We start from the raw sequence: 26,206 nt of genomic DNA on the forward strand, positions 1-26,206 counted from the left end.
ATGAGCAGTATCGACCCCAAACAATTCGGCAAAGTGGCAGTACTGCTCGGTGGTAATTCCGCCGAGCGCGAGGTCTCGCTCAATTCCGGCCGCCTCGTGCTGCAAGGGCTGCGCGACGCCGGCGTGGACGCACATCCGTTCGATCCGGCCGAGCGTCCGCTCGCCGCATTGAAGGAAGAAGGTTTTGTGCGCGCGTTCAACGCGCTGCATGGCGGTTACGGCGAGAACGGCCAGATTCAAGGCGCGCTCGACTTTTACGGCATCAAGTACACGGGTAGCGGCGTGCTCGGCTCGGCGCTCGGTCTGGACAAGTTCCGCACCAAGCTCGTGTGGCAGCAACTCGGCATTCCGACGCCGCCGTTCGAAGCCGTGCTGCGCGGCGACGACTACGAAGCGCGCTCGAAAGAGATCGTCGCGAAGCTCGGCTTGCCGCTTTTCGTGAAGCCGGCGAGCGAAGGCTCGAGCGTCGCGGTGATCAAGGTGAAGAGCGCCGACGCGCTGCCCGCCGCGCTGATCGAAGCGGTCAAGTACGACAAGATCGTCGTGGTCGAAAAGAGTATTGAAGGCGGCGGCGAATACACCGCGTGCATAGCCGGCAATCTGGATTTGCCGGTGATTCGCATCGTGCCGGCCGGCGAGTTCTACGACTATCACGCGAAGTACATCGCGAACGACACGCAGTATCTGATCCCGTGCGGTCTGGCGGCAGACGAGGAAGCGCGCCTGAAAGTGCTGGCGCGCCGTGCCTTCGACGTGCTCGGCTGCACCGACTGGGGCCGCGCGGATTTCATGCTCGACGCCGACGGCAACCCGTATTTCCTCGAAGTGAACACGGCGCCTGGCATGACCGATCACTCGCTGCCGCCGAAAGCGGCGCGTGCGGTGGGCATCAGCTATCAGGAACTGGTTGTCGGCGTGTTGGCGCTGACGCTGCAGGACTAACCGGGGCGACCCGAAAGCAACACCATGTGGAACAACGTTCGCCAGCTCAATTTTGCCGCCAACACATTGCATGTGTTGCTGGTGCTCGTGCTGCTGGCGGCAGGCGGTTACTGGCTGATCCAGCGCCCGAATTTCGCGCTGCGCGAAATCCAGATCGACGGCGATACCGAGCACATCAATTCGCCGACGGTGCGCGCGGGTGTGGTTGGGCGCTTGAAGGGCAATTTTTTTACGGTGGATCTCGACGTGGCACGCCAGGCATTCGAGCAGATGCCGTGGGTGCGTCATGCGAGCGTGCGGCGCGTCTGGCCGAATGCACTAGCTGTCACGCTGGAAGAGTACAAACCGCTGGGAACGTGGGGCAGCGATCAGTTGGTGAGCGTCGACGGCGAGCTGTTCACCGCGAACCAGGGCGAGCTCGAAGAAGATCTGCCCGCGTTCGACGGTCCGGACGGTACGGCAAAAGAGGTGGTCGCGCGGTATCACGACTTCCAGAAATGGTTTGCGCCGTTGGGCGCGACGCCTGAAGAAGTGACGCTGTCGCCGCGCTACGCGTGGACGGTGAAGCTCTCGAACGGCACGCAGGTGGAACTTGGGCGCGAACGCAATCAGGACACGCTGCTCGATCGGAGCAAACGTCTGAGCGCGGCGTGGAGCGCGGTGACGCAACGTTGGGGAAAGGATATCGAGTATGCGGACTTGCGCTATCCGAACGGTTTCGCGATTCGCGCGGCAGGGATGCGCTTTATCACCGAACCCGACAAGGGCAAGAAGTAAACGGACATCACACGCAATGAGCACGCTATGAGTAAAGACTATAAAGATCTGCTGGTCGCCCTCGACATTGGGACGTCGAAGGTCGTGGCCATCGTCGCCGAGTTGAAGGGCGAAGGTCACTACGAGGTGATCGGCCTCGGCCAGAGCGAATCAAAGGGGCTCAAGAAAGGCGTGGTGGTGAATATCGAGGCCACCGTGCAGTCCATTCAGCGCGCGCTCGAAGAAGCCGAACTGATGGCCGACTGCAAGATCACCAACGTATTTACCGGGATTGCCGGCAGCCATATCCGCAGCTTCAATTCCAGCGGCATGGTGGCGATCAAGGAGAAGGAAGTCACGCAGACCGATGTGGCGCGCGTGATCGAAACGGCGAAGGCGATCAACATCCCGACCGATCAGCAAGTGCTGCATATCCTGACGCAGGAATTCATCATCGACGGTCAGGAAGATGTGCGCGAGCCGATCGGCATGAGCGGCATTCGCCTGGAAGTGAAGGTGCATATCGTCACCGGCGCGGTGAGCGCGGCGCAAAACATCGTCAAGTGCGTGCGCCGTTGCGGGCTCGAAGTGAACGATCTGATCTTGCAGCCGCTGGCGTCGTCGCTGGCGGTGCTGACGGAAGACGAAAAAGAACTCGGCGTGGTGCTGGTCGATATCGGCGGTGGCACGACTGATATTGCGATTTTCAGCGAAGGCGCGATCCGTCATACGGCTGTGATTCCGATCGCCGGCGACCAGATCACGAGCGACATCGCGATGGCGCTGCGCACGCCGACGCCGGACGCGGAAGACATCAAGGTGGATTACGGCATCGCCAAGCAGGCGCTGGCCGATCCGGACGAAATGATCGAAGTGCCGGGTCTCGGCGAGCGCGGTCCGCGCACGCTGTCGCGCCAGGCGCTGGCGGCGGTGGTCGAGCCGCGCGTCGAAGAACTGTTTTCGCTCGTGCAGCAGGTGGTGCGCGAGTCGGGTTACGAGGAACTGCTGAGCTCCGGCGTGGTGCTGACCGGCGGCGCGTCGATGATGCTCGGCATGGTCGAACTGGGTGAAGACATCTTCCTGAAGCCGGTGCGTATCGGCGTGCCGGAATACGCGGGCGGTCTGGCTGACGTAGTGCGCAATCCGCGCTATTCGACGGCGATGGGCCTGCTCGTCGAAGGACGCTCGCAACGCATGCGCGGCCGCAAGGTGGCCGTGCAGTCGGGCTCGATGGGACAGGTGTTCACGCGCATGAAGGACTGGTTCCTCGGCAATTTCTAAAGCATTCGTAGCACCGCTGCACAGAACGGGTTGTCGAACGGGTTTTCAAAATACGCGCTGGTGCCGGCGGCCGGCGCGCGACAGGGGGTTGCCCGATCTCCTGCCGAATAACGGCCGAAGTGGCTGTAAATTTTTATCTTGACGGAGGCATCATGGATTTCCAAATGCTGGAAACCGAAACGAACGGCACCATCATCAAGGTGGTCGGAGTAGGTGGCGCTGGCGGCAATGCTGTTCAGCACATGATCAACAAAGGCGTGCAAGGCGTCGACTTCATCGTGATGAACACGGACGCGCAGGCTTTGTCGCGTTCGCGCGCCACCGCGGTGATCCAGCTCGGCAACACGGGTCTGGGCGCCGGCGCCAAGCCGGAAATGGGCCGCGCCGCAGCGGAAGAAGCACGTGAGCGCATCGCCGACGCACTGCGCGGCGCGCACATGGTCTTCATCACGGCCGGCATGGGCGGCGGCACGGGCACGGGCGCAGCACCCGTGGTCGCGCAGATCGCTAAAGAAATGGGTATCTTGACCGTTGGCGTGGTCAGCAAGCCGTTCGAATTCGAAGGCGGCAAGCGGATGCGCGTGGCAGAAGCCGGTTCGCAGCAACTGGAGGATCACGTCGACTCGCTGATCGTCGTTCTGAACGACAAGCTGTTCGAGGTGATGGGCGATGACGCCGAGATGGACAAGTGCTTCCAGTGCGCAGACGACGTTCTGAACAACGCAGTTGCCGGCATCGCGGAAATCATCAACGTCGACGGTCTGGTGAACGTCGACTTCGAAGACGTGAAGACGGTGATGGGCGAGCAGGGCAAGGCGATGATGGGCACGGCGACGGTTGCCGGCGTCGATCGCGCGCGTCTCGCTGCTGAGCAGGCTGTGGCGAGCCCGCTGCTGGAAGGCGTGGATCTGTCGGGCGCGCGTGGCGTGCTGGTGAACATCACGTCGAGCCGTTCGCTGCGTCTGTCGGAAACGCGCGAAGTGATGAACACGATCAAGAGCTACGCGGCAGAAGACGCGACCGTGATTTTCGGCGCGGTGTACGACGATGCAATGGGCGACGCGCTGCGCGTGACGGTCGTGGCAACGGGTCTGGGCCGTGCGGCCAAGAAGCAGCAATCGGCACCGATGACGCTGCTGCGCACCGGCACCGACAACCAGCCGATCAGTGCACACGCGGCTTACGCACCGCAGTCGTCGCACGCCAGCACCGCCGATTACGGCGCGCTGGATACGCCGGCAGTGTGGCGCACGTCGCGCGATACGGCCGCTTCGCATGTGCAGGCGCTGCAGGAAAAGGGCGTCGACACGTACGATATTCCGGCATTCCTGCGCAAGCAGGCGGACTGAGCGCACGGGCAGGCTTTCGTTGCGGCGCTGCTTGGACAGCAGTGCAGCGCTGGCGGACGAATGCACGAGCGTGGCGGGTGAACGGCGAACAAGTCGCGTATCGTTGAGGATTCGCGACAAGGACAAGTGCCCTCTTCGGATTCGCGAAGCGGATTGGGCGACTGTCGCCGGACGGCGGAGCATGCAGTGGTTGGTGCCCACGCCGGATTTTTCACTGCGACACGACGACGTGCGAGCGTGCTTCGCATCGATGCAAAGGACTGAGCATGATTCAGGCAGGTGACAAGCTGCCCGACGCGACGCTCTTCGAGTTGATCGAAGACGAGCGGGCGGGCTGCACGATCGGGCCTAACAGCTTCGACGTGCGCGAGCAGACGGCGGGCAAGCGTGTGGTGATCTTTGGATTGCCCGGCGCGTTCACGCCAACCTGTTCGGCCAAACATGTACCGGGTTATGTCGAGCACGCCGAGCAGTTGCGCGCTCTTGGCATCGACGAGATCTGGTGCGTGTCCGTCAACGACGCGTTCGTAATGGGCGCGTGGGGACGCGATCAGCACGCCTCGGGCAAGGTGCGCATGATGGCGGACGGCAGTGCGGCTTTCACGCGAGCGCTCGGTCTCGAGCAGGATTTGTCGGCGCGCGGCATGGGAATCCGTTCCCAGCGCTACGCGATGGTAGTCGACGACGGCGTGGTCAAGACGTTGAACGTCGAGGCTGCCGGCAAATTCGAAGTCAGCGATGCAGGGAGTATTCTCGCTACGTTGAGCTAGGCACGCTGGCGTCGTGGCCTTCGCCACAGGCACGCGCGGTTGGCGCGTTGTGCTTGGGCAACGGTCGATAAGACGCTTTTGTGACAGGCCGTTACGCGGGCCGATGACCGGAAACGCCTCCGTTCCGGGGCATCGGCCCGTCACGCTTTCCCTGACGGGCGCACAAGGGTAATGCAGCGAAACAGATTGATACGTTCCGCGGAAAGACGCTCCTTAGGGTATTGGAGTATAATTCGTGCTATGGAATAAAAAGTCCCGATTGGGATTTTCAATCGAATAGAAGATCACCATGCTGAAGCAGCGCACTATCAAACAAATCGTCAAGACAGTCGGCATCGGCCTGCACTCGGGCCGCAAAGTCGAACTGACGCTCCGTCCGGCCGCGCCGGACACGGGCATCGTGTTTTCGCGCGTGGATCTGGCCACGCCAGTGGACATTCCTGCGTCGGCGATGGCGATTGGCGATACGCGTATGGCTTCCGTGTTGCAGAAGGACGGCGCGCGCGTCTCGACCATCGAGCATCTGATGTCCGCCTGCGCCGGTCTCGGCATCGACAATCTTTATATCGACGTCACCGCCGAAGAAATTCCGATCATGGACGGCAGTGCCGGTTCATTCGTGTTTCTGATTCAGTCGGCGGGTATTGAAGAACAGAACGCGGCGAAGAAATTCATCAAGGTCACCAAGCCGGTCGAAATTCGTGATGGCGATAAATTCGCGCGTCTCGACCCGTACTTTGGTTTCAAGCTCAAGTTCACGATCGATTTCCGTCACCCGGCTGTGGATAAAACCGGCCAGGCGCTGGAAGTGGATTTTGCCAATACGTCGTACGTGCGCGAAATCGCGCGCGCCCGCACCTTCGGTTTTGCGCATGAAGTGGAAATGATGCGCGAACTGGGTCTGGCGCGTGGCGGCAGCATGGACAACGCGATCGTGCTGGACGAGTACCGTATTCTGAATAACGACGGCCTGCGCTACGACGACGAGTTCGTAAAGCACAAGATGCTCGACGCGATCGGCGACCTGTATGTGGTCGGCCATCCGTTGCTGGCGGCGTATGACGCATACAAATCGGGCCACGGCCTGAACAACGCGCTCCTGCGCGAACTGCTGGCACACGAAGATTCGTACGAAATCGTGACGTTCGAGGACACGCAGAAGGCGCCGCGCGGTTTTGCCTACGAAACGCAGACGGCTTTCGCCTGACGCCTTCGGGTGAAATTTCCGAAGCCAGCGCATGAAAAGTAAGCGGCCCAGTCGGGCCGCTTTTCTTTTGCCTAGCGATTTCTCCGATGCCGCGCCGCCATTTTCGCCAAGGCTTCCTGCAGCGGCGAAGGCGCCAGCGACTCGCTCAGCGCGTGGAGCGCATCAGCGCCGGCCGGCGTCATGCGCGCCTGTTTGACCGGCGGCGGTTCCTTCACAGCCTGCGGGCGCACGCGAATCCGCAGCGAATTCACCGGCCAGCCGCGCTGCTGCAGATCCGCCAGCAGCCGCGGCTCCAGATGCCGCAGCCGCGCCGCCAGCGCGTTATGGCCGGCGAACAGGGCGAGCACGCCTTCCTTGATAAAGCTGGGTTCAACGCTCGTCGCCAGATAGTCCGGCAGCAGCGCGCGCAGATCCTTCTCCAACGCCGCAATCTGCTCGACGCCCGCGCGCAGGGCCGCGAACGCGTCCGTGCGGTTGAGCACCTCGGCGACCGGCTGCGGGCGGCGCGCCTTGAACTGCTGGGGCGGCGGCCTTGAAAAGGAAGGAAAACGGCTCATGTTCGATGGGTCACGGCGTGTCCGCACCCTATGCGCGTTCACGCCGCGATTGTACCGCGCAGGACACACGCGGTCCCGCCTCAATGCGGACTGCCAGAGCGCGCTGCGGCGGGCTTCCGATGCCCTGCCGCCGTCTCGCTGCTGACATAAGCGTGGGCGGGGCCGCGTGCTAAAATGCGCGATTCGAATTCACTCTTGGACTAAGCCGCCGAGGCCCTTCCGACCCCGGAGCGCGCGTGCACGAACTGCACGCCGCGACCCAGCCGAAGCCGCGACGCATACACCGATCCGATGACCACCGGTTTTCTACAGAAGATTTTTGGCAGCCGCAACCAGCGGCTAGTCAAGCAATATCAAAAGACCGTCACGGCGATCAATGCGCTCGAACCGCAGATCGAGCAATTGACGGACGATCAACTGCGCGCCAAAACGGGTGAATTCCGCCAGCGCGTCGCGAGCGGCGAATCGCTCGACAAGCTCCTGCCGGAAGCCTTCGCGGTGTGCCGCGAGGCCAGCAAGCGGGTGCTGAAAATGCGCCACTTCGACGTGCAGCTGATCGGCGGCATGGTTCTGCACTACGGCAAGATCGGCGAAATGCGCACCGGTGAGGGCAAGACGCTCGTCGCCACGCTGCCGGTCTACCTGAACGCGCTGTCCGGCCGCGGCGTGCACGTGGTCACGGTCAACGATTACCTCGCCCAGCGCGATGCCGAATGGATGGCGCGCCTGTACAACTTCCTCGGTCTGTCGGTCGGCATCAATCTGTCGCAGATGGATCACGGCGCGAAGCAGGAAGCCTACGCGGCGGACATCACGTACGGCACCAACAACGAATTCGGCTTCGACTACCTGCGCGACAACATGGTCTACGAGACCGACGCGCGCGTGCAGCGAGCCCTGAATTTCGCGGTGGTCGACGAGGTCGACTCGATCCTGATCGACGAAGCCCGTACGCCGCTGATCATCTCCGGCCAGGCAGAAGATCACACCGACCTGTACGTGCGCATGAACGCGCTGCCGCCGCTGCTCGAGCGCCAGATCGGCGAAGAGAAAGCGGACGGCACCGGCGTCGAAAAGCCGGGCGACTATACGCTGGACGAAAAAGGCCGCCAGGTGTTCCTGACGGAATCGGGCCACGAAAAGGCCGAGCGTCTGCTCGCCGAGTGGGGCCTGATCGGCGACGGCGAAAGCCTGTACGCGCCGCAGAACATCACGCTGATGCACCACGTGTACGCCGCGCTGCGCGCACACACGCTGTTCTTCAAGGACCAGCACTACGTGGTGCAGAACGGCGAAGTGGTGATCGTGGACGAATTCACCGGCCGTCTGATGTCGGGCCGCCGCTGGTCGGACGGGCTGCACCAGGCTGTCGAGGCGAAGGAACACGTCAAGATCCAGAGCGAGAACCAGACGCTCGCGTCGATCACGTTCCAGAACTACTTCCGCATGTACGCGAAGCTGTCCGGCATGACCGGCACGGCGGATACGGAAGCATTCGAATTCAACGAGATCTATGGTCTCGAAACGGTCGTGATCCCGACCAACCGTCCGCCCAAGCGGATCGACAAGCAGGATCAGATCTACAAGACGGCCAAGGAACGCTACGACGCGGTAATCCGCGACATTCGCGATTGCTACGAACGCGGTCAGCCGGTGCTGGTCGGTACGACGTCCATCGAAAACTCCGAGTTGCTGTCGCATCTGCTGAAGCAGGCCGGTCTGCCGCACGAAGTGCTGAACGCCAAGCAGCACGCGCGTGAAGCCGAGATCGTCGCCGAAGCCGGCCGTCCGAAGCGCATCACGATCGCCACCAACATGGCCGGTCGCGGTACGGACATCGTGCTCGGCGGCAACGCGGAAAAGCAGGCGTCGTTCCTCGAGCTGGACGAAACGCTGGCTGAAGACGACAAGCAGCGCCGCATCCAGAAGCTGCATGACGAATGGCAAGCGCTGCACGATCAGGTGAAGGCCGCGGGCGGTCTGCACATTATCGGCACCGAGCGCCACGAATCGCGCCGGATCGACAATCAGCTGCGCGGCCGTGCCGGCCGTCAGGGCGATCCGGGTTCGTCGCGCTTCTATTTGTCGCTGGAAGATCCGCTGCTGCGCATTTTCGCTGGCGATCGCGTGCGCGCGATCATGGACCGCCTGAAGATGCCCGAAGGTGAAGCGATTGAGGCAGGCATCGTCTCGCGCTCGATCGAATCGGCGCAGCGCAAGGTGGAAGCGCGCAACTTCGACGTTCGCAAGCAATTGCTCGAATACGACGATGTGTCGAACGATCAGCGCAAGGTGATTTACCAGCAGCGCAATGAATTGCTCGAAGCGAACGACATCACCGAAACGATCGGCGCGATGCGTCAGAGCGTGATCGCCGATATCGTTCATCAGTTCGTGCCGGCGGGCAGCATTGAAGAGCAGTGGGACGTGCCCGAACTGGAAGAAGTGCTGCGCAACGAATGGCAGCTCGATCTCGCGATCCAGGAAATGATCAACGAGTCGAACTCGATCAGCGCGGACGAGATTCTCGAAGCGGTCGAAGCCGCCGCGGACGAAGCCTACGAAGCGAAGGTCGAACTGGTCGGCCGCGAATCGTTCAGCGCGTTCGAGCGCTCGATCATGCTGCAAACGCTGGACCGCAGCTGGCGCGAACATCTGGCCGCGCTCGATCACTTGCGTCAGGGCATCCATCTTCGTGGCTATGCGCAGAAGAATCCGAAGCAGGAATACAAGCGTGAGGCGTTCGAACTGTTCGCCGCCATGCTCGACGCTGTGAAGCTCGAAGTCACCCGCGTGGTGATGAACGTGCAGATCCAGTCGCCTGAACAGTTGGAACAGGCTGCTGAACAGCTCGAAGAGCAGGGCGGCCACCTTGAAAACGTCGAGTTCCGCCACGCCGAATTCGCCGAAGCGGCCGCCGCAGCGCCTGTTGCCGCGGAAGCAGCGACTGCCGCCATGATCGGCGATGCCATGAGCCACGGTTCGTCGCATACGGCAGCAGCGAACATGAGCGCGGACAACGTGCCAAAGGTCGGCCGTAACGACCCGTGCCCGTGCGGCAGCGGCAAGAAGTACAAGCAGTGCCACGGCAAGATCGTGTAATGCCGAAGGCGGCGCGCTGAGAGGCGCGCCGCGTCGTTTCAGGCGGTAGGTTGCCTTGATTTCGCGGTGGTCCGGCAACAAGCCCGGATCATCAGTTCCGTTTCCCCGATGCCGGCGCCTGCCGGCATTTTCTTCGACAGGTCGCGACCATGGCTGTCAATTTCCCCTCGATCGATCCCGCTCAACTCTATCCCGTCGCCGGCGTTTCACTCGGCTGGGCGGAGGCGAACATCCGCAAGCCGAACCGCAAGGACGTGCTCGTCATTTCCGTGGGCGAAGGCGCCACGCTGGGCGGCGTGTTCACGCAGAACCGTTTTTGCGCGGCGCCCGTCACGGTGTGCCGTGAGAATCTGGAACGCGTGCGCGCCGGCGGCAAGCCGATTCGCGCGCTGGTGATCAACACCGGCAACGCGAACGCGGGCACGGGTGAGCCGGGCCTCGTGGCGGCGCGCGAAACCTGCGCCGAACTCGCGCGTCTGGCGGACATCACGCCGGAGCAGGTGCTGCCGTTTTCGACGGGCGTGATCCTGGAGCCGCTGCCGGTCGATCGTTTGAAAGCGGGTTTGCCGGCCGCGCTGGCGAACCGCAAGGAAGCGAACTGGTATGACGCCGCGCAGGCGATCATGACCACGGACACGCTGCCCAAGGCCACGTCGCGCCAGGTGACGATCGAGGGCCACACGGTCACGCTGACCGGCATCAGCAAGGGCGCCGGCATGATCAAGCCGAACATGGCGACCATGCTCGGCTTCCTCGCATTCGACGCCGCCGTCGCGCAGCCGGTGCTCGACGCGCTCGTCAAGCACGTGGCGGATCGCTCGTTCAACTGCATCACGATCGATGGCGATACGTCGACCAACGATTCCTTCATCCTGATCGCGTCGGGCAAATCGAGCCTGCCTGCGATCACGTCCACCGATTCGCCCGCTTATGCAGCGCTGCGCGACGCGGTGACCGAAGTCGCCCAGACCCTCGCGCAACTGATCGTGCGCGACGGCGAAGGCGCGACCAAATTCATGACCGTGCAAGTGGAAGGCGGCTCGAGCGTCGGCGAATGCCGCCAGATCGCGTATGCGATCGGCCACTCGCCGCTCGTGAAAACGGCCTTCTATGCATCGGATCCGAATCTCGGCCGCATTCTCGCGGCCATCGGCTATGCCGGCGTGGACGATCTCGACGTCGGCAAGATCGATCTGTATCTGGACGACGTGCTGGTCGCCACTGCCGGCGGCCGCAATCCGGCCTACCGCGAAGAAGACGGCCAGCGCGTCATGAAAAAGAGCGAGATCGGCATACGTGTGGTACTCGGGCGCGGCGATGCGCAAGCCACGATCTGGACTTGCGATCTGTCCCACGACTACGTGAGCATCAACGCCGACTATCGTTCGTAACCAGGTTCATTACGCGGCCTGAAGGCCGCTTATTTCCCAGCCATGGATAAACTCGAACAGTTTCTGACCCGGGCCGAAGCCGTGCTCGTCCGCCTCGAAGCGATGCTTCCGCCCGCTTCGCCCGATATCGACTGGTCGGCGGCAGTGGCCTTCCGCTGGCGCAAGCGCCAGGGGCGCGGCTACCTGCAGCCGGTGCCGGCCATCTCGGCGATCACGCTCGACGACCTGCAGAACATCGATCGCCAGAAAGGCCTGATCGAGCAGAACACGCGTCAATTCGTCCATAAGCAGCCGGCCAACAACGTGTTGCTGACAGGCGCGCGCGGCACCGGCAAGTCGTCGCTGATCAAGGCGTGTCTGAACGCGTACGCGAAAGACGGGCTACGTCTGATCGAAGTGGATAAGGACGATCTGCACGACCTCGGCGATATCGTCGACCTGATCGCGCAGCGGCCGGAACGCTTCGTGGTGTTCTGCGACGACCTCTCGTTCGAAGACGGCGAGTCGGGCTACAAGGCGCTGAAGGTCGCGCTCGACGGCTCGATCGCCGCGCAATCGGACAACGTGCTGATTTATGCGACGTCGAACCGGCGCCATCTGTTGCCCGAATACATGAGCGACAACGAGACGTACAAGCACACGTCCGACGGCGAGATTCACCCCGGTGAGCTGGTCGAAGAAAAGATCTCTCTGTCCGAGCGCTTCGGTTTGTGGGTCAGCTTCTATCCGTTCAAGCAGGATGACTACCTGTCGATCATCAGCCACTGGCTGCGCCATTTCGGTTGCGACGACGCCGAAGTCGAAGCGGCGCGCGGCGATGCGCTGGTGTGGGCGCTCGAGCGCGGATCGCGTTCGGGACGTGTCGCGTGGCAGTTCGCGCGCGACTGGTCCGGCCGCAAGACGTCGGCATGAGTGAGCGCATGAGCGACGACGTCGAGAAGAACGCCGCCGGCCGCAAGGTGACGCAAGTCGCGGTTGGCGTGCTGGTCCAGCCCGATGGGCGCTATCTGCTGGCGCAGCGCCCGGCCGGCAAGCCGTACGAAGGCTACTGGGAGTTTCCGGGCGGCAAGCTGGAAGCGGGCGAATCAGTCGAAGCCGCGCTCGCTCGCGAGTTGCAGGAGGAGTTGGGTATCGCGGTCGAGGCAAGCCATCTTTGGCATACGCTCGAACACGATTACCCGCACGCGTATGTGCGGCTCTTTTTCTGCAAGGTGACGCAGTGGTCCGGCGAGCCGCACGGCCGCGAAGGTCAGGCTTTTGTCTGGCAGACGCTGCCCGCGGACGTCGAGCCGCTGTTGCCGGCGACCATTCCCGTGCTGGAATGGCTCGCAGCCGAAAAGAGCTGAAGCGGAAAGAAAACGGCGCGCGACGTCAGGCGCTGCTCTAACGCAGCGCCGATCGGCATGGCCCGGCCAGCGGGCCGCGCTCAATGCGGGGTGTAATCCCCGCCGGGCGTCTCGTCCGACGACGCTTCCTGCTCGCTCCCGCCGATCTTGTACTTCTCAGCGGCCCAGGCGCCGAGGTCGATCTGCTTGCAGCGATCGGAGCAGAAGGGGCGGAAGCGGTTTTCAGGTGTCCAGCGGACGTCCTTTCCGCACGTGGGGCATTTGACGACAGTAGGCATACGGTCAGGCAATCAATCGCAAACGGAACAAGTAACGAATATAGGGGCATTTCTCGCCGCTTTAAAGGCGTGCCCCACCGTTTCTGATTTAACAGGTGAACATGACAGGCCTGCGAGCGTGACCTACAGGCTGCAAAGCGTGAGCTGGAAAGGAACGTCGACATCCACCGCACGCGGACGCAAATCGCCGTCCTGCACGGTGAAGCGCACCCACAGCATGTACTTGTTCGCGCTGGCTTCGGGGATCACGCGCAATTCCGGTGCCACCCGCACTTGCATCAATTGATACGAACGGCCGGACAGCATCTGCTGATAGCTGCCCTGCATGGCCATGACCTTGGAGGCCTGGCCGGACTCGCGCGCGAGCCGCAAGACGATGATGGCCGCGTCGCGCAGCGGCAGCAGCGGGGTCACCCACTTGGCGATGTCCTGGCGGCGCTGATCGGGATGAATCTGCTGCCAGGCGTAATAGGACGGCAGATCGAACTTGCAGGTGCCGCCCGGAATGATCGCGCGGCTGCGGATACTGGCTAGCCACTCGTTGTCTGCAAGATGCTGGCCGGTCTTGCCCTGCATCTGCGAAAGCCCCGCGAGTGTTTGCTCGATCTCGCCGAGTACGGCTTCAAGCGCATTCTGTTCGATTCCCGGATTGCCGCGAAACGGTGCCAGCGTTTGCCGTTGGCGTTCGAGTTCTTTCATCAGATCCGACTTCAGATCCGCGCGGCCCGCAACCTCTGAGATTTCGAACAACGTTGTCAGTGCGACGTGATGTTCCCTGGCGTCTTCCTGAGTCAGAAAGAACGTGAAGCGCTCGAACAGATCTTCGAGGCGCAATAGCGTCCGGATTCGCTCGTTGAAGGGATACTCGTAAAGGATCAAGCGGGCTCGCCTCGGGCGTGGTCGGTGACGGGAATGCAGAACATTCTAATGCCGTGAGACTACCCTAGCAATCACGCACTTTTTCAGCACGCATTTGCAACTTTCTTCACGTGTTTCGGGCGGTTTTCAACGCACTTTTGGCACGCGCATCGCTGCGAAGTTCAACCGGGATTTCCCGAGGTGTCACGTCCGCGTCATGCGCGGGCGAGCGACAGATACACGCGATGCAGCGCGTCGACTTGCGACTCGAGCGCGTCCAGCGGCGCGTTGTCGTTGTCGATTATGTCGTCGGCCGCGGCGAGGCGCGCTTCGCGTGTGGCCTGACGAGCGATGATCGCCAGCACCTGTTCGCGACTGAAATTATTGCGGCTCATCACACGCGAGATCTGCGTTTCGATGCTGCAGTCCACCGTCAGCACGCGATTCACACGCGCCTTCCACTTGCCGGATTCGACCAGCAGCGGCACCACGATGATCACATAAGGCCCTTGAGCCTCACGCTGCTCGCGTTCGGTTTCAGCGCGAATCAATGGATGCGTGATGCCTTCGAGGCGTTTGCGCGCGCTGTCGTCGCTGAATACGAGTGCGCGCATGGCGGCGCGGTCGAGTGAGCCGTCAGGCGCAACGAACTCCTCGCCGAACTCGGCGGCGATTGGCGGCATGGCGATGCCATGCGGCGCGGTGATGCGGTGCGCGATCAGGTCGGTGTCGACGAGCGGCACGCCGTGCGCCGCAAACAGATCGGCGACAGTCGATTTGCCGCTGCCGATGCCGCCGGTCAATCCCACAGCAAACATGCTTCAGCCTCCCAAAGCCAGATAAAGCGGTGTGCCGAGAAACAGCGTCAGCGCGCCGCCCGCCGCAAGGAACGGCCCGAAAGGCAGCGGTTCCTCGAAGCGCATGCGGCCGCGCCATGTTGCCAGCAGACCGACGACCGCGCCGCTCACCGCCGCGATCAGCACGATCTGCGGCAGCGCCGCCCAACCGAGCCACGCGCCGAGCGCCGCCAGCAGTTTGAAATCGCCATAACCCATACCTTCAACGCCGCGGATGAGCAGAAATAACCAGTGCACGACCCACAGCACCAGATAGCCGAAGATCGCGCCCAGCACCGCATCGTGCAAGTTCGTAAACATACCGTTGAAGTTGACGATGATGCCCGCCCACAACAACGGCAACGTCAGGGAGTCGGGCAGCAGATGCGTGTCGATGTCGATCGCGCTCATGGCGAGCAAGGTGGCGCAAAGACCAAAGGCGGCGAGCGCCGTGACGGTCGGGCCGAACAATGCGAGTGCGCCCGCCGCGAACGCCGCACTGGCGATTTCGAGCAGCGGATAGCGCAGACTCACGCGGGCCTTGCATGCGGAGCAGCGGCCGCGTAGCAATAGATAGCTCAGTACCGGCAGGTTCTCCCATGCGCTCAACACGTGGCCGCAGTGAGGACAGGCGCTGCGCGGCACCCACAGGTTGTAGCGCGCCGGCAAGCCGTCTTCTTGCAGTGGTTGATCGGCGGCCTCGCTGACTTCAGCGCGCCAGGCGCGGTCGAGCATGATCGGCAGCCGATGCACGACGACGTTCAGGAAGCTGCCGATCACGAGGCCGAACACAATGGCGAACGTCATCTGCAGTGCTGTGGGCAAGCTGCCGAACGCCTGGCCGAGGCCGGTCGCGAAATGGTCGGGCAGCAAACCCGACAGCAGGCTGGAAGAAGTGTCTGGCACGAATGGAAGAGTGGCCCGCATAGATTAAGGATGGATTCGGCTGCGATCCTACACCACGTTGCCGAGTTGAATAATGGGAAGATACATCGCGATCACGAGGCCGCCGACCAGCGCGCCGAGCACGACGATGACGAGTGGCTCGCATAGACTCGACAGCGTGCCGATCTTTTCGTCTACCTGACGATCGGCCAGCGACGCCACGTCGATCAGCATGGCGTCGAGTGCTCCGGACTCCTCGGCAACCGCGATGGGCTGCACGACTTCGGGCGGAAAGCAGTGTGCCGCGCGCATTGCGGCGGCGAGCCGTTCGCCGCGCCGCAGACGCGCGGCGATTTCCACTGTGGCGCGGTCGAAGAATGCGTTGCCGGTGGCGTGAGTCAGCGAATCGAACGCGTCGGCCAGCGGTGTGCCGGCTGATAACAAGGTGCCGAGCGCGCGGCTCCAGCGCGCCGCGCACAACGTGCGCAACAGCGGACCGGCAACCGGTATTGTCAGCGATATGCGCGCAAAGCGGATGCGCGCGGCTTCGGAACGTCGCAGCAGAAACGTCGCTGCTGATCCGATTGCGAAGATCATGGCGACGGCCGGTATGCTCCATCGCGCCACACCGGACGACAATGCCAGCACGAACTGCGTGGGTGCGGGCAGCCTGGCGCCGAAGCCGTCGAAGATCTGTTTGAAGGTCGGCACGACCCACACGAGCAATGCCGCGGTGATTGCCATCGCCAGCACGAGGATCGCGACGGGATAGGTCAATGCCGCGCGCACTTTGGCGCGCTGCGCGGCGGCGCGTTCGCGGTCGTCGGCGATGCGGGCGAGGACCGCCGCGAGTGCGCCGGCTGCCTCGCCGACTTCGACGAGTTGGCAGTACAGCGCGTTGAATTGCGCGGGATGCCGCTGCAACGCCGCAGAAAAACGCAGGCCGCCGGTAATGTTGCGCGCAAGCGCGCCGACAATGCGCGGCATGCCGTGGCGGCGCGAAGTCTGGGCTTGCGCGAGCAGGTCCAGCGCGGGCGCGAGTGGGAGACCCGCGCGCAGCAGGCTGGCGAGCTGGCGCGTGAATAGCGTGATGTCCGCGGCGCGCGTGGTGGGACGCGGTGCCGGTCCGAGCGCCGTCAGTTCGAGGATGAACAGATTGTCGCGCTTGAGTATTGAGCGAGCGATGGCTGCGTCCGGCGCGATGAGCGCGCCGTTTTTCCGCACGCCGTCGGCATCGACGCCGCGCCATTTGAAACGCATGTCGGAGGCCGGAAGCCTTTGGGTCGTCGCCGTGTTCATGCGAACTCGGTGGCGGCGAGCGCTTCGGCGAGGCTGGTGGTGCCGTCGCGCACACGCCTCAACGCGGCGTCGCGCAAGGTGCCCACCTGTTCGGTTTGTGCCAGCCGCGCGAGTTCATGCGTGCCGGCGCTCGCGACGATCAGTTCGCGCATCGCATCGGATACGGGCATCACCTGATGAATGCCGACGCGGCCGCGATAGCCGATGCCGTGACACGCGGGGCACCCGGCGGTGGCGTAGGGCTGCCAGCCATCGAGTTGCTGCTCGCTGAAACCTGCTGCCCGAAGCGCCGCGACCGACTGCGGCGCCGGCACGCGGCACGCGATGCAGAGCCGCCGCACCAGCCGTTGCGCGGTGACCATCCGCAACGCGGCGGCGAGGTTATACGGCTCGACGCCGATATCGATCAGACGCGCGATGGCTGCCGGCGCGTCGTTCGTATGCAGGGTCGACAGGACGAGGTGGCCGGTTTGCGCGGCTTTTACGGCGACGTCGGCGGTTTCTTCGTCGCGAATCTCGCCGACCATGATCACGTCGGGATCCTGGCGAAGAAATGCACGCAGCGCGACCGCGAAAGTGAGCCCGGCTTTTTCGCGCACGCTGACCTGATTGATGCCAGCCAACTGGATCTCCGCGGGATCTTCCACCGAACAGAGATTGCGGGCGTCACCGTTGAGCAGATTCAGGAAACAGTACAGCGACAATGTCTTGCCGCTCCCGGTGGGACCGGTGACAAGCATGAGGCCGTGCGGCGCGCGAATCGCGGCGTCCACGGTTTCGCGTTGATGCGGATCGAGACCGAGCGAGTCGAGTGAAAGATCGGCGGGCAGCGCGTCGAGTCTGCGCAGTACGAGCTTTTCTCCGAATAGCGTGGGCAGCGAGTTGACGCGATAGTCTTCAACGCGTCCGGGCGAAGTGGAAATGCGCAGCCGGCCGTCTTGCGGCACGCGCCGCTCGGCGATATCCATGCGCGCCAGCACCTTCACCCGAGTAATGAATGCGTCGCGCAGATGCGCGGGCGGCGGCGGGATCTCGTGGAGCACGCCGTCGATTCGCAAGCGCACGCGCCAGCCGTGTTCCGCTGGCTCGATGTGAAGGTCCGACGCGTTTCGGCGAGTTGCTTCCTGCAATGTGTCGGTCAAGAGACGTACGGCGGGGGCGTTGTCGGTATCAGTGGGATTTGTTGCGCCGACGTCGGGTGCGAATGGTTTCAGTTTCGCTTTGACGGCGCTTTCGTGGGCGTTTGCGATGTGGCGTGGCGATGCCGCCGTGGGCTGGAAAGAGGCTTGCATGAGAGACCGGTGATGAACCGCCTGTAGAACACAACGGGTTCATCTTCCGGCAAGCTGGCGGGCGCCGCTATTCGGCCATTCGGCTAATGGCGCGCGCTGCGCTGGTGTGCGATGCTGCTGCAGGTTTTGGCCGCTGTGCCTGGCGCGTGTTTCGCCGCTGCCTGCCGTCATGCCTGCCGTGCCTGGCCGTGTCGCGCTGTTGCTGGTCGTGCCAAGCGGTCGCGCGCGTCGCGAAGTTGCGCAGTTACGCCGACCAATCTAGCCGCGCAATACCTTGCCGGCTTTCGCGCGCGTCGGCGGTCTGAACAGCTTGACCGTACGAATCGCCTGATCGTCGCTGCGCATCACTTCGAGTTTGACTTCGCCGATCTGCACGCACACGTCGCCGTCGGGAATGTCTTCGAGAATTTCGAGGATTAGACCATTGAGCGTTTTTGGCCCGTCGGTAGGCAGCGTGAGATGCAGCCAGCGGTTCAACTCGCGCAGCGGCATGCTGCCGGCCACGATGCATTCGCCGTTCTCGTTCCAGCCGCCGCGCGAGTTGGCGCTGCGCGGAATCGAGGTAGTGAACTCGCCGATCAGTTCCTCGATGATGTCTTCCGGTGTGACGAGGCCCTGCAACTCGCCGTATTCATTGACGACCAACGCTGTGCGGTGGCGGCTCTCCTGGAAGAATTGCAATTGCTGGAACACGGGCGTCCCGCTCGGCACGAAGTACGGCTCGGCCAGCAACTCGCGCAGCGTCTCGCGCTCCAGCTCCTGGTTGTGCAGCGCCGCCAGTGTCTTGCGTACGTGCAGCACACCGAGCACGCGATCGATGTCGCCTTGATAGACGATCAGTTTGTTGTGATAGCAGGTTTCCAGTTGATGCAGGATGTGCTCGAACGGCGCGTCGAAATCCAGCGCCTCGATGCGGCGGCGCGGGATCATCACGTCGTCGACGGAGATGTTTTCCAGGTCGAACAGGTTCAGCAGAATGCTGCGGTGCTTGGTCGGCATGAAGCTGCCGGACTCGAGCACGATGGTGCGCAACTCTTCGGTCGACAGGCGCTGGTCGTGCGCGCCCTTTGTATTGATATGCAGCACGCGCAGAATGCCGTTCGCAAAAAGATTGACGAACCAGACTAGCGGTTTGGCGACGCGCATCATCGGCGCGATCAGCAGACTGGCCGGCAGCGCGACTTTTTCAGGGAACGTCGCGCCGACGATCTTCGGCGTGATTTCCGCGAACACGATGATCAGAAACGCGACGATGCCGGTCGCGATCGACAGCACGAGGTTGTTCCGGCCGAACGTGTGCAAGGCGATCGAGGTGGTGAGCACCGGAATGATGGTGTTGAACAGATTGTTGCCGATCAGCACGACGCTCAAAAGCTGATCCGTCTGCGCGAGGAGACTTTGAGTGGTCTTTGCGCCGAGCGCGTTTTGATTGGCCAGATGTTTCAGGCGATGGCGATTGATCGCCATCATCGCCGTTTCGGAAATCGAAAAGAAGCTCGAGCAGATAAGCAGCAGAAAGACGGCGCCAATCTGCGCCCATAAGGGAAGTTGTTGCACGCGTCGTGAAGGATAGGGAAAGGATGAAGAGAATATAGCAGAGGGGCTTGCGCGCACTGTTCGTACTGGCGGCAAAAGACAGGGCGACGATGGCGGTGCGGGGTGCGTGAGGGAAATAACACGCTGAACACGCCGCGCGTGACCCAAGAAAACAAAAAACCGCCGAGCAAGCTGGGCGGTTTTTTGAGCCTTGAACTAACAAGGCGAATCTGGTCGGGGTGAGAGGATTCGAACCTCCGGCCTCTACGTCCCGAACGTAGCGCTCTACCAGGCTAAGCTACACCCCGATGTGTACTGCAGACTCGATTCAGACTAAGCCAGCGTTTCAGTCTCGTTCAAGACTGTCTTGCCGTCGAGTAAGAACATAATTCTAGCAGGCTCTCTTTAAAAATGGAATCCGGAAACGAAGAAATTGCTGCAGCGGCGGCCTGAGCTTCCTTTTTCGCGCATTCGAGCGTGTGATCCAGTGCGCCGGAGCGCGTGATCGCCTCGAAAATAGTGTCGAAACGTTCCGTGCCACCTTGCTCGATCACTTCCCGCGCGAGCGCCGACTGCTCCGGCGTGCCGCGTTCGATCAGATAGATCAGCGGCAGAGTGGGTTTGCCTTCGCGAAGGTCGTCGCCGGCGTTCTTGCCCATCGACTCAGCTGTGCCCGTGTAGTCGAGCCAGTCGTCCATGATCTGGAACGCGGTGCCGATGCGCCGGCCGAATTCGGCAGCGGCGGCTTCCGTTTTCGCGTCTGATCCGGCCAGTACCGCGCCCAATTGGGCGGCTGCTTCGAACAGCTTGGCGGTCTTGTAGCGGATCACCTGCATATAGCGGGCTTCGTCCACGTCCGCGTCGTGCATGTTCAGGAGCTGCAGTACTTCGCCCTCGGAGATGATGTTGGTCGCCTCCGACAGAATCTCCATCACGCGCATCTTGCCCACGCCGACCATCATCTGGAACGAGCGCGAGTACAGGAAATCGCCCACCAGCACGCTGGCGGCGTTGCCGAACAGCGCGTTGGCAGTCTGGCGGCCGCGCCGCAGGTCGGATTCGTCGACCACGTCGTCGTGCAGCAGCGTGGCCGTATGAATGAATTCGACGACCGCCGCCAGTTCGTGCCGATGCCCTGTGGTTTCGCCCAACGCGCCGGCCACCAGCAGCAGCAAGGCCGGCCTCAGCCGCTTGCCGCCCGCGCTGATGATGTACTCGGAAATCTGGTTGATCAGCATCACGTCGGATGCAAGACGGTGCCGTATGACGCGATTGACCTGCTGCATGTCTTCGGCGATCGGAGCGAGCAGGCTGGCGGCGTTGGAGGAGGGGGTGGCAGTCGACGACATGATGGCTGAATTGGGTAGTGCCGCGAATTATAAGGCGAATCGCGACAGTTCCGGGTCGCAGGCTGCGGCGCGGCGCGTTCCGGGCGGCGGCAGAACCGCGTGCCGGGCCTGTGCTGCAAGGCGCCGGACGCTGCGCGCGGCGCTCCTCAATGAGTTTTGACCGAGCAGCTAACTCTATGTATAATCACGGGTTTCCGCGCGCGGTGCGTGGAAAAAATGAACACAGAGTGAGGTTCTCAATGTACGCGGTCATAAAAACCGGTGGCAAGCAGTATAAAGTTGCCGTCGGCGAAAAACTTAAAGTAGAACAGATACCGGCAGACATTGACGCTGAAATCACGCTCGACCAGGTTCTCGCAGTGGGCGAAGGCGAATCGATTAAGTTCGGTGCGCCGCTGGTCAGTGGGGCTTCCGTCAAGGCTACCGTCGTGTCGCAAGGTCGTCACAAGAAAGTGACCATCTTCAAGATGCGTCGCCGGAAGCACTACCAGAAGCATGGCGGCCACCGCCAGAACTATACCGAACTGCGCATCGACGCGATCAACGCGTAAGCGCACCGGTTAAGGAGCAAATCAAATGGCACACAAAAAGGCAGGCGGATCATCCCGCAACGGCCGTGACTCCGAATCGAAGCGCCTCGGCGTGAAGGTTTACGGCGGTCAGGCTATCAACGCTGGCGGCATTATCGTTCGTCAACGTGGCACGCGCATGCACCCGGGCGAAAACGTTGGCATCGGCAAGGATCACACCTTGTTCGCGCTGACGGACGGCCACGTCAATTTCTCGACGAAGGGCGCAGCGAAGAAGCACATGGTCAACGTCGTCCCGGCAGCAGTCTGAGCTTACTCAGGCACGGGCTTCAGGACCGGAAAAAGGCCCCGCGAAGTTAGCGGGGCTTTTTTTATTCCGGCAGGTTTTCGCCGGATGAATGGGCAGGAACGCCCTTCGTGCCGCTAGGTCCTATGCGGTTCGGTCGATTGATCGACTCGCGGCGGGCGCGGCAAAATAGCAGCATCCAGTAGCAATAAATCTAGCAGCACCATCTGGCAGTACACCACGGGACGGAGTTACGCATGAAGTTCATTGACGAAGCGAGGATTGAAGTCATCGCCGGCGACGGAGGGGATGGCAGCGCGTCGATGCGCCGCGAGAAGTTCGTTCCGTTCGGCGGCCCGGATGGCGGCGACGGCGGCCGGGGCGGCAGCGTGATCGCGGTCGCGGACCGCAACATCAACACGCTGATCGACTACCGCTACGCGAAGAAACACCTGGCGCGCAACGGCGAAAACGGCCGCGGCGCGGACTGCTACGGCAAAGGCGGCGACGACATCACGCTGCGCATGCCGGTCGGCACCACGATCACCGACATGGAGACCGGCGAGCTGATCGCCGATCTGACCGAGCACAATCAGAGCGTGCAGATCGCTCAGGGTGGCGCGGGCGGTCTCGGAAACCTGCATTTCAAATCCAGCACGAACCGCGCACCGCGTCAGAAAACGGACGGCAAGCCGGGCGAGCGCCGCATGGTGCGCCTCGAACTGAAGGTGCTGGCAGACGTCGGTCTGCTCGGCATGCCGAACGCCGGCAAGTCGACCTTCATCGCGTCGGTGTCGAACGCCAAGCCGAAGATCGCCGATTACCCGTTCACGACACTCGCGCCGAATCTCGGCGTGGTGCGTGTCGGGCCGAGCCGCAGCTTCGTGATCGCCGACATTCCTGGCTTGATCGAAGGCGCGGCGGAAGGCGCGGGCCTCGGCCACCAGTTCCTGCGTCACTTGCAGCGCACGGGCTTGTTGCTGCATATCGTCGACCTCGCACCGTTCGACGACGCGGTCGATCCGGTCGCGGAAGCCAAGGCGATCGTCAACGAGCTGCGCAAGTACGACGAGCTACTGTATGAAAAGCCGCGCTGGCTGGTGCTGAACAAGCTTGACATGGTGCCCGAAGACGAGCGCCAAGCCCGTGTTTCGGCGTTCATCGAAGGCTTCGGTTGGGACGGCCCGGTGTTCGAAATCTCTGCGCTGACAGGCCAGGGCTGCGAAAACCTTTGCTACGCGGTGTTCGACCACATCGCCGCGCACTCGGACGCACAGCGCGCAGCGGAAGCCGAAGATCTCGCTGCTGACGTGCGCTTCCGCGAGAAGCCGGAAGCGCCGGCCGCCGCGGACGACGCCGGCACCGACCCGCAGGCATAAAAAGCTCGAGCGCCGGCGCCCGGGCGGGTTACCGGTATGCATCACGCGACATCTTGGGAGACCGCGCACAATGCGTTCCGTCATCGCAGATTCACGGCGATTGGTAGTAAAAGTCGGTTCGAGCCTCGTCACGAATGACGGGCGCGGCCTCGATCATGCTGCTATCGGCCGCTGGGCCGCGCAGATTGCCGCCCTGCGCGCGCAAGGCAAGGAAGTGGTGCTCGTCAGCTCGGGTGCCATTGCCGAAGGAATGCAACGGCTCGGCTGGACCAAACGGCCACGCGAGATCGACGAACTGCAGGCGGCCGCTGCCGTTGGCCAGATGGGTCTCGCGCAGGTGTACGAAAGCCGCTTTGCCGAGCACTCCATTCAGACCGCGCAGATTCTGCTCACGCACGCCGATCTGGCCGATCGCGAACGCTATCTGAATGCGCGCTCCACGTTGCTCACGCTTCTGCGCCTGGGCGTCGTGCCGATCATCAACGAGAACGACACGGTCGTCACCGATGAAATCAAGTTCGGCGACAACGACACGCTCGGGGCGCTCGTCGCAAACCTGATCGAAGGCGACGCACTCGTCATCCTCACCGATCAGCAAGGACTTTTCACCGCCGACCCGCGCAAGGATCCGACTGCCACGCTGGTCCAGCAGGCCGATGCTGGGGCGCCGGACCTCGAAGCCATGGCGGGCGGCGCGGGTTCGAGTCTCGGTCGTGGCGGGATGCTGACCAAGATTCTCGCCGCCAAGCGCGCGGCACACAGCGGCGCCAATACGGTGATCGCAAGCGGGCGTGAAGCGGATGTGCTGTCGCGGTTGGCCTCGGGTGAGGCGATCGGCACGCAGCTGATCGCGCGCACGGCACGCATGGCGGCGCGCAAGCAATGGATGGCGGATCATCTCCAGGTGCGCGGCCATGTAGTGATCGACGACGGCGCGGTCGAAAAACTTACTGACGGCGGCAAGAGCCTGCTGCCTATCGGCATCGTCGGCGTTCAGGGTGCCTTTGCGCGCGGTGAAGTGATCGCCTGTCTGAGCGCAACTGGGCGCGAAGTGGCGCGCGGCCTGACGAACTACAGCAGCGCGGAAACCAAGCTCATTCAGCGGCGCCCGAGTGGCGAGATTGAATCGGTGCTTGGCTATATGCTCGAGCCGGAGCTTATCCACCGCGATAATCTGGTGCTCGTCTAGGTCACCGATAGTCGCAAGCGCGGGGACACGGATACGGCAAACAAAAAGCCGTTCCAGCGAAAGCTGGAACGGCTTTTTTCACGCCCATAAGCTGCATGGATCCAAAGCTCAGTGAATCGACGAACTCGCCGTGCGCTTATAGCGGATGTTCTCCAGAATCGAGGCCGCATTCCCCATGGGCATCTTGTTCGCGCATAGATAGTCCTGATACAGCGCCGCCTGATAGGCGTTCAGCGCGCCATTCTCGATACGCGTGAAGCTGTTGGCGACCGTCGTGTCCCACCCGTCGTGATCAGAATTCAGGCCCGCATACTGGCGCCATTCGTACGTGTCGCAGCGAATCCCTTCGTAAATTACGTTACGAGCGCCGCTCGGGCTTGCCACGACGACGGTAAGGCGAACCACGCCGTCCGTACCCACGGTCAGCGAATTCCGGTCGACCGCGAACTGCAGCGGCGTATTGCCGGAGACTTCGAAAGGCAGCAGATTCGAATCCTGCGGCAGCGGCGGCAGAGCGTCCACCTTGTTCTCAACCCAGTTGCCCTGGCGGTCCAGCAGATAGACAAACGCGCTGTCGTCTTTATTGGTTGGTTTGCCGGCGCTCGAACAACCAGCCAGCAGGGCGCCGGTGGCGACGCACGCCACGACGAGAGCAAGTGCTTTCAATATGGTTTCCCCGAAACACTGGCGCGGCTCGTCGAGCCGCGCCAGAGAGAGGCGGCGTGGACAGCCGCACAGAGTTGTTAATTGCGCACGCCCGGGCGGAACAGCGAGCCGGCCGTTTCGCCTGCCGATTCGTCTTCGTGTTCCGGCGCGGCGTCTACTTCTGCCGTTGACCCGGACCCCGGACCGCAATCGGACGCGATCGTAACGTGAACCGATGTTTCGATGCTGACGGTGGTCACAGAAGTCACCGTCATTACCGTGGAATCCGGCGGACTTTCCATTGATGACGCTATCCGGGGATAGCGCGGCCCATGGTGCCCGCCAGGTTTTTCCGCACGCGGCGCAGCCCGGCGCATGAAACGGGATAGCTCCGTCAGCGCCAACTGATATACATCCCGCTTGAACTCGATCACACAGTCGAGCGGCACCCAATACTCGTTCCAGCGCCACGCATCGAACTCAGGGTGGTCGGTGGCGCGCAAGCAGATGTCGCAGTCGCGTCCAACCATCCGGAGCAAAAACCAGATTTGTTTCTGGCCGCGGTAATGACCGCGTACTTCGCGCTTGATGAACTTGTCAGGCACCTCGTAACGCAACCAGTCGCGCGTGCGACCAATCACCTTGACGTGCTCAGGAAGCAGCCCGGTTTCTTCGTGTAACTCCCGATACATCGCTTGCACGGGGGTCTCTCCGTACTTGATGCCCCCTTGCGGAAACTGCCAGGAATGTTCACGGAGCCGTTTGCCCCAAAACACCTCGTTGTGCGCGTTCAAGAGGATGATGCCGACGTTCGGGCGAAAGCCTTCACGATCCAGCATACAACCACCTTCGAATCCTTTAAAATTGCTTTGATTATAAACAGATAACGGGTCTGACGCACCGATTCGCACCAGATTGGAACGATTCGCCGCCAAAGGCCCGCGTTTGCGGTAGCCTGTCAGTCTTTCCGTGCCTTATCCCTTGTGCAAAGGCTTTGCGCGGCGACGTCGGTGCCGAGGTCGGACCGCGCTGTACCGATGTCAGTGTATTGTCAGGTGAGCCATGCCGGCTCAGAGCCGGATCTGTGTCGATTTCCCCACCGTTTTCACCTTTCGGGCGGTCCCTCCGGAGCCGCCGCTTTTG

25 protein-coding genes and 1 tRNA gene are annotated in these 26,206 nt (G+C 62.4%); 14 read left to right on the forward strand and 12 right to left on the reverse strand.

Features of this window, described 5'->3' with window-relative positions; genetic code table 11:
- The 6 genes from B0G82_RS08410 to lpxC all read left to right on the forward strand — a co-directional run bounded on the left by B0G82_RS08410 (nt 1) and on the right by lpxC (nt 6,305).
- Nucleotides 1-942, forward strand: a complete 942-nt coding sequence (locus tag B0G82_RS08410; RefSeq protein ID WP_121307133.1) for a D-alanine--D-alanine ligase — start codon at nt 1-3, stop codon at nt 940-942.
- A gap of 24 nt (nt 943-966) precedes the next feature.
- Nucleotides 967-1,719, forward strand: a complete 753-nt coding sequence (locus tag B0G82_RS08415; RefSeq protein ID WP_106285166.1) for a cell division protein FtsQ/DivIB — start codon at nt 967-969, stop codon at nt 1,717-1,719.
- Nucleotides 1,720-1,746: 27 nt separating this feature from the next.
- Nucleotides 1,747-2,979, forward strand: coding sequence for a cell division protein FtsA (ftsA, locus tag B0G82_RS08420; protein ID WP_007180311.1), 1,233 nt, complete (start codon nt 1,747-1,749; stop codon nt 2,977-2,979).
- 152 nt (nt 2,980-3,131) lie between these two features.
- Nucleotides 3,132-4,328, forward strand: a complete 1,197-nt coding sequence (gene ftsZ / locus B0G82_RS08425) for a cell division protein FtsZ (RefSeq protein WP_012434416.1) — start codon at nt 3,132-3,134, stop codon at nt 4,326-4,328.
- Between the two features lie 266 nt (nt 4,329-4,594).
- Nucleotides 4,595-5,098, forward strand: coding sequence for a peroxiredoxin (locus B0G82_RS08430; protein ID WP_012434415.1), 504 nt, complete (start codon nt 4,595-4,597; stop codon nt 5,096-5,098).
- A gap of 289 nt (nt 5,099-5,387) precedes the next feature.
- Complete coding sequence (lpxC, locus tag B0G82_RS08435) at nt 5,388-6,305, forward strand: UDP-3-O-acyl-N-acetylglucosamine deacetylase (protein ID WP_116138948.1); 918 nt, start codon at nt 5,388-5,390, stop codon at nt 6,303-6,305.
- A 71-nt stretch (nt 6,306-6,376) separates the two neighbouring features.
- On the opposite strand, the gene B0G82_RS08440 is transcribed toward lpxC, so the two are convergent.
- On the reverse strand, nt 6,377-6,862 hold the full coding sequence (locus B0G82_RS08440; protein WP_041758585.1) for a DciA family protein: 486 nt from the start codon (nt 6,860-6,862) through the stop codon (nt 6,377-6,379).
- A 291-nt stretch (nt 6,863-7,153) separates the two neighbouring features.
- Between B0G82_RS08440 and secA the strand changes: the two genes are divergently transcribed.
- The 4 genes from secA to mutT all read left to right on the forward strand — a co-directional run bounded on the left by secA (nt 7,154) and on the right by mutT (nt 12,701).
- Complete coding sequence (gene secA, locus B0G82_RS08445) at nt 7,154-9,964, forward strand: preprotein translocase subunit SecA (protein WP_116118338.1); 2,811 nt, start codon at nt 7,154-7,156, stop codon at nt 9,962-9,964.
- Nucleotides 9,965-10,113: 149 nt separating this feature from the next.
- Entirely contained in the window at nt 10,114-11,355 is a 1,242-nt protein-coding gene (gene argJ, locus B0G82_RS08450) for a bifunctional glutamate N-acetyltransferase/amino-acid acetyltransferase ArgJ (RefSeq protein WP_121307134.1), read from the forward strand.
- 42 nt (nt 11,356-11,397) lie between these two features.
- Nucleotides 11,398-12,267, forward strand: a complete 870-nt coding sequence (locus B0G82_RS08455; RefSeq protein WP_116118336.1) for an ATP-binding protein — start codon at nt 11,398-11,400, stop codon at nt 12,265-12,267.
- Nucleotides 12,268-12,275: 8 nt separating this feature from the next.
- On the forward strand, nt 12,276-12,701 hold the full coding sequence (mutT, locus tag B0G82_RS08460; protein ID WP_121307135.1) for an 8-oxo-dGTP diphosphatase MutT: 426 nt from the start codon (nt 12,276-12,278) through the stop codon (nt 12,699-12,701).
- Between the two features lie 80 nt (nt 12,702-12,781).
- Here mutT and yacG read toward each other — a convergent pair whose 3' ends face one another.
- The 9 genes from yacG to B0G82_RS08505 all read right to left on the reverse strand — a co-directional run bounded on the left by yacG (nt 12,782) and on the right by B0G82_RS08505 (nt 21,034).
- On the reverse strand, nt 12,782-12,979 hold the full coding sequence (gene yacG, locus B0G82_RS08465; protein WP_106310901.1) for a DNA gyrase inhibitor YacG: 198 nt from the start codon (nt 12,977-12,979) through the stop codon (nt 12,782-12,784).
- A gap of 123 nt (nt 12,980-13,102) precedes the next feature.
- Nucleotides 13,103-13,858 (reverse strand): cell division protein ZapD, encoded by a 756-nt coding sequence (zapD, locus tag B0G82_RS08470; RefSeq protein WP_106285174.1) that lies wholly within the window; start codon nt 13,856-13,858, stop codon nt 13,103-13,105.
- Nucleotides 13,859-14,052: 194 nt separating this feature from the next.
- On the reverse strand, nt 14,053-14,655 hold the full coding sequence (gene coaE, locus B0G82_RS08475; RefSeq protein ID WP_121307136.1) for a dephospho-CoA kinase: 603 nt from the start codon (nt 14,653-14,655) through the stop codon (nt 14,053-14,055).
- 3 nt (nt 14,656-14,658) lie between these two features.
- Entirely contained in the window at nt 14,659-15,600 is a 942-nt protein-coding gene (locus tag B0G82_RS08480; RefSeq protein WP_121307137.1) for an A24 family peptidase, read from the reverse strand.
- Between the two features lie 27 nt (nt 15,601-15,627).
- Complete coding sequence (locus B0G82_RS08485) at nt 15,628-16,857, reverse strand: type II secretion system F family protein (RefSeq protein WP_121307138.1); 1,230 nt, start codon at nt 16,855-16,857, stop codon at nt 15,628-15,630.
- Nucleotides 16,854-18,149, reverse strand: a complete 1,296-nt coding sequence (locus tag B0G82_RS08490) for an ATPase, T2SS/T4P/T4SS family (RefSeq protein WP_121307139.1) — start codon at nt 18,147-18,149, stop codon at nt 16,854-16,856. The genes B0G82_RS08485 and B0G82_RS08490 overlap by 4 nt, the downstream gene beginning before the upstream one ends.
- A 258-nt stretch (nt 18,150-18,407) precedes the next feature.
- The gene (locus B0G82_RS08495) at nt 18,408-19,706 is read right to left on the reverse strand and encodes an HlyC/CorC family transporter (RefSeq protein ID WP_121307140.1); all 1,299 of its coding nucleotides are present in this window, start codon (nt 19,704-19,706) and stop codon (nt 18,408-18,410) included.
- Between the two features lie 210 nt (nt 19,707-19,916).
- Nucleotides 19,917-19,993, reverse strand: a tRNA-Pro gene (locus B0G82_RS08500).
- 48 nt (nt 19,994-20,041) lie between these two features.
- Nucleotides 20,042-21,034, reverse strand: a complete 993-nt coding sequence (locus B0G82_RS08505; protein WP_106285179.1) for a polyprenyl synthetase family protein — start codon at nt 21,032-21,034, stop codon at nt 20,042-20,044.
- Nucleotides 21,035-21,273: 239 nt separating this feature from the next.
- Here B0G82_RS08505 and rplU point away from each other — a divergent pair, with 239 nt between their 5' ends.
- The 4 genes from rplU to proB all read left to right on the forward strand — a co-directional run bounded on the left by rplU (nt 21,274) and on the right by proB (nt 24,418).
- Entirely contained in the window at nt 21,274-21,585 is a 312-nt protein-coding gene (gene rplU / locus B0G82_RS08510) for a 50S ribosomal protein L21 (RefSeq protein WP_006051835.1), read from the forward strand.
- Between the two features lie 25 nt (nt 21,586-21,610).
- The gene (gene rpmA, locus B0G82_RS08515) at nt 21,611-21,874 is read left to right on the forward strand and encodes a 50S ribosomal protein L27 (protein ID WP_007180330.1); all 264 of its coding nucleotides are present in this window, start codon (nt 21,611-21,613) and stop codon (nt 21,872-21,874) included.
- Between the two features lie 233 nt (nt 21,875-22,107).
- Nucleotides 22,108-23,229, forward strand: coding sequence for an Obg family GTPase CgtA (gene cgtA, locus B0G82_RS08520; RefSeq protein WP_116139045.1), 1,122 nt, complete (start codon nt 22,108-22,110; stop codon nt 23,227-23,229).
- 70 nt (nt 23,230-23,299) lie between these two features.
- Entirely contained in the window at nt 23,300-24,418 is a 1,119-nt protein-coding gene (proB, locus tag B0G82_RS08525) for a glutamate 5-kinase (RefSeq protein ID WP_106285181.1), read from the forward strand.
- 108 nt (nt 24,419-24,526) lie between these two features.
- Here proB and B0G82_RS08530 read toward each other — a convergent pair whose 3' ends face one another.
- A complete protein-coding gene (locus B0G82_RS08530) occupies nt 24,527-25,084 on the reverse strand; it encodes a CNP1-like family protein (protein ID WP_106285182.1) in 558 nt (185 codons plus the stop codon).
- Nucleotides 25,085-25,161: 77 nt separating this feature from the next.
- A complete protein-coding gene (locus B0G82_RS08535; protein ID WP_116118326.1) occupies nt 25,162-25,902 on the reverse strand; it encodes an RNA pyrophosphohydrolase in 741 nt (246 codons plus the stop codon).
- Between the last annotated feature and the right edge of the window lie 304 nt (nt 25,903-26,206).

Origin of the sequence: Paraburkholderia sp. BL17N1, from assembly GCF_003634175.1 — a bacterium.
Taxonomy (GTDB): domain Bacteria; phylum Pseudomonadota; class Gammaproteobacteria; order Burkholderiales; family Burkholderiaceae; genus Paraburkholderia.

Bases quoted from the DNA above. Each gene is read 5' to 3' on its own strand.
- B0G82_RS08410 (WP_121307133.1), top strand. From the start codon at position 1: ATGAGCAGTATCGACCCCAAACAATTCGGCAAAGTGGCAGTACTGCTC.
- B0G82_RS08415 (WP_106285166.1), top strand. From the start codon at position 967: ATGTGGAACAACGTTCGCCAGCTCAATTTTGCCGCCAACACATTGCAT.
- ftsA (WP_007180311.1), top strand. From the start codon at position 1,747: ATGAGTAAAGACTATAAAGATCTGCTGGTCGCCCTCGACATTGGGACG.
- ftsZ (WP_012434416.1), top strand. From the start codon at position 3,132: ATGGATTTCCAAATGCTGGAAACCGAAACGAACGGCACCATCATCAAG.
- B0G82_RS08430 (WP_012434415.1), top strand. From the start codon at position 4,595: ATGATTCAGGCAGGTGACAAGCTGCCCGACGCGACGCTCTTCGAGTTG.
- lpxC (WP_116138948.1), top strand. From the start codon at position 5,388: ATGCTGAAGCAGCGCACTATCAAACAAATCGTCAAGACAGTCGGCATC.
- B0G82_RS08440 (WP_041758585.1), bottom strand. From the start codon at position 6,862: ATGAGCCGTTTTCCTTCCTTTTCAAGGCCGCCGCCCCAGCAGTTCAAG.
- secA (WP_116118338.1), top strand. From the start codon at position 7,154: ATGACCACCGGTTTTCTACAGAAGATTTTTGGCAGCCGCAACCAGCGG.
- argJ (WP_121307134.1), top strand. From the start codon at position 10,114: ATGGCTGTCAATTTCCCCTCGATCGATCCCGCTCAACTCTATCCCGTC.
- B0G82_RS08455 (WP_116118336.1), top strand. From the start codon at position 11,398: ATGGATAAACTCGAACAGTTTCTGACCCGGGCCGAAGCCGTGCTCGTC.
- mutT (WP_121307135.1), top strand. From the start codon at position 12,276: ATGAGCGACGACGTCGAGAAGAACGCCGCCGGCCGCAAGGTGACGCAA.
- yacG (WP_106310901.1), bottom strand. From the start codon at position 12,979: ATGCCTACTGTCGTCAAATGCCCCACGTGCGGAAAGGACGTCCGCTGG.
- coaE (WP_121307136.1), bottom strand. From the start codon at position 14,655: ATGTTTGCTGTGGGATTGACCGGCGGCATCGGCAGCGGCAAATCGACT.
- B0G82_RS08480 (WP_121307137.1), bottom strand. From the start codon at position 15,600: ATGCGGGCCACTCTTCCATTCGTGCCAGACACTTCTTCCAGCCTGCTG.
- B0G82_RS08485 (WP_121307138.1), bottom strand. From the start codon at position 16,857: ATGAACACGGCGACGACCCAAAGGCTTCCGGCCTCCGACATGCGTTTC.
- B0G82_RS08490 (WP_121307139.1), bottom strand. From the start codon at position 18,149: ATGCAAGCCTCTTTCCAGCCCACGGCGGCATCGCCACGCCACATCGCA.
- B0G82_RS08505 (WP_106285179.1), bottom strand. From the start codon at position 21,034: ATGTCGTCGACTGCCACCCCCTCCTCCAACGCCGCCAGCCTGCTCGCT.
- rplU (WP_006051835.1), top strand. From the start codon at position 21,274: ATGTACGCGGTCATAAAAACCGGTGGCAAGCAGTATAAAGTTGCCGTC.
- rpmA (WP_007180330.1), top strand. From the start codon at position 21,611: ATGGCACACAAAAAGGCAGGCGGATCATCCCGCAACGGCCGTGACTCC.
- cgtA (WP_116139045.1), top strand. From the start codon at position 22,108: ATGAAGTTCATTGACGAAGCGAGGATTGAAGTCATCGCCGGCGACGGA.
- proB (WP_106285181.1), top strand. From the start codon at position 23,300: ATGCGTTCCGTCATCGCAGATTCACGGCGATTGGTAGTAAAAGTCGGT.
- B0G82_RS08535 (WP_116118326.1), bottom strand. From the start codon at position 25,902: ATGCTGGATCGTGAAGGCTTTCGCCCGAACGTCGGCATCATCCTCTTG.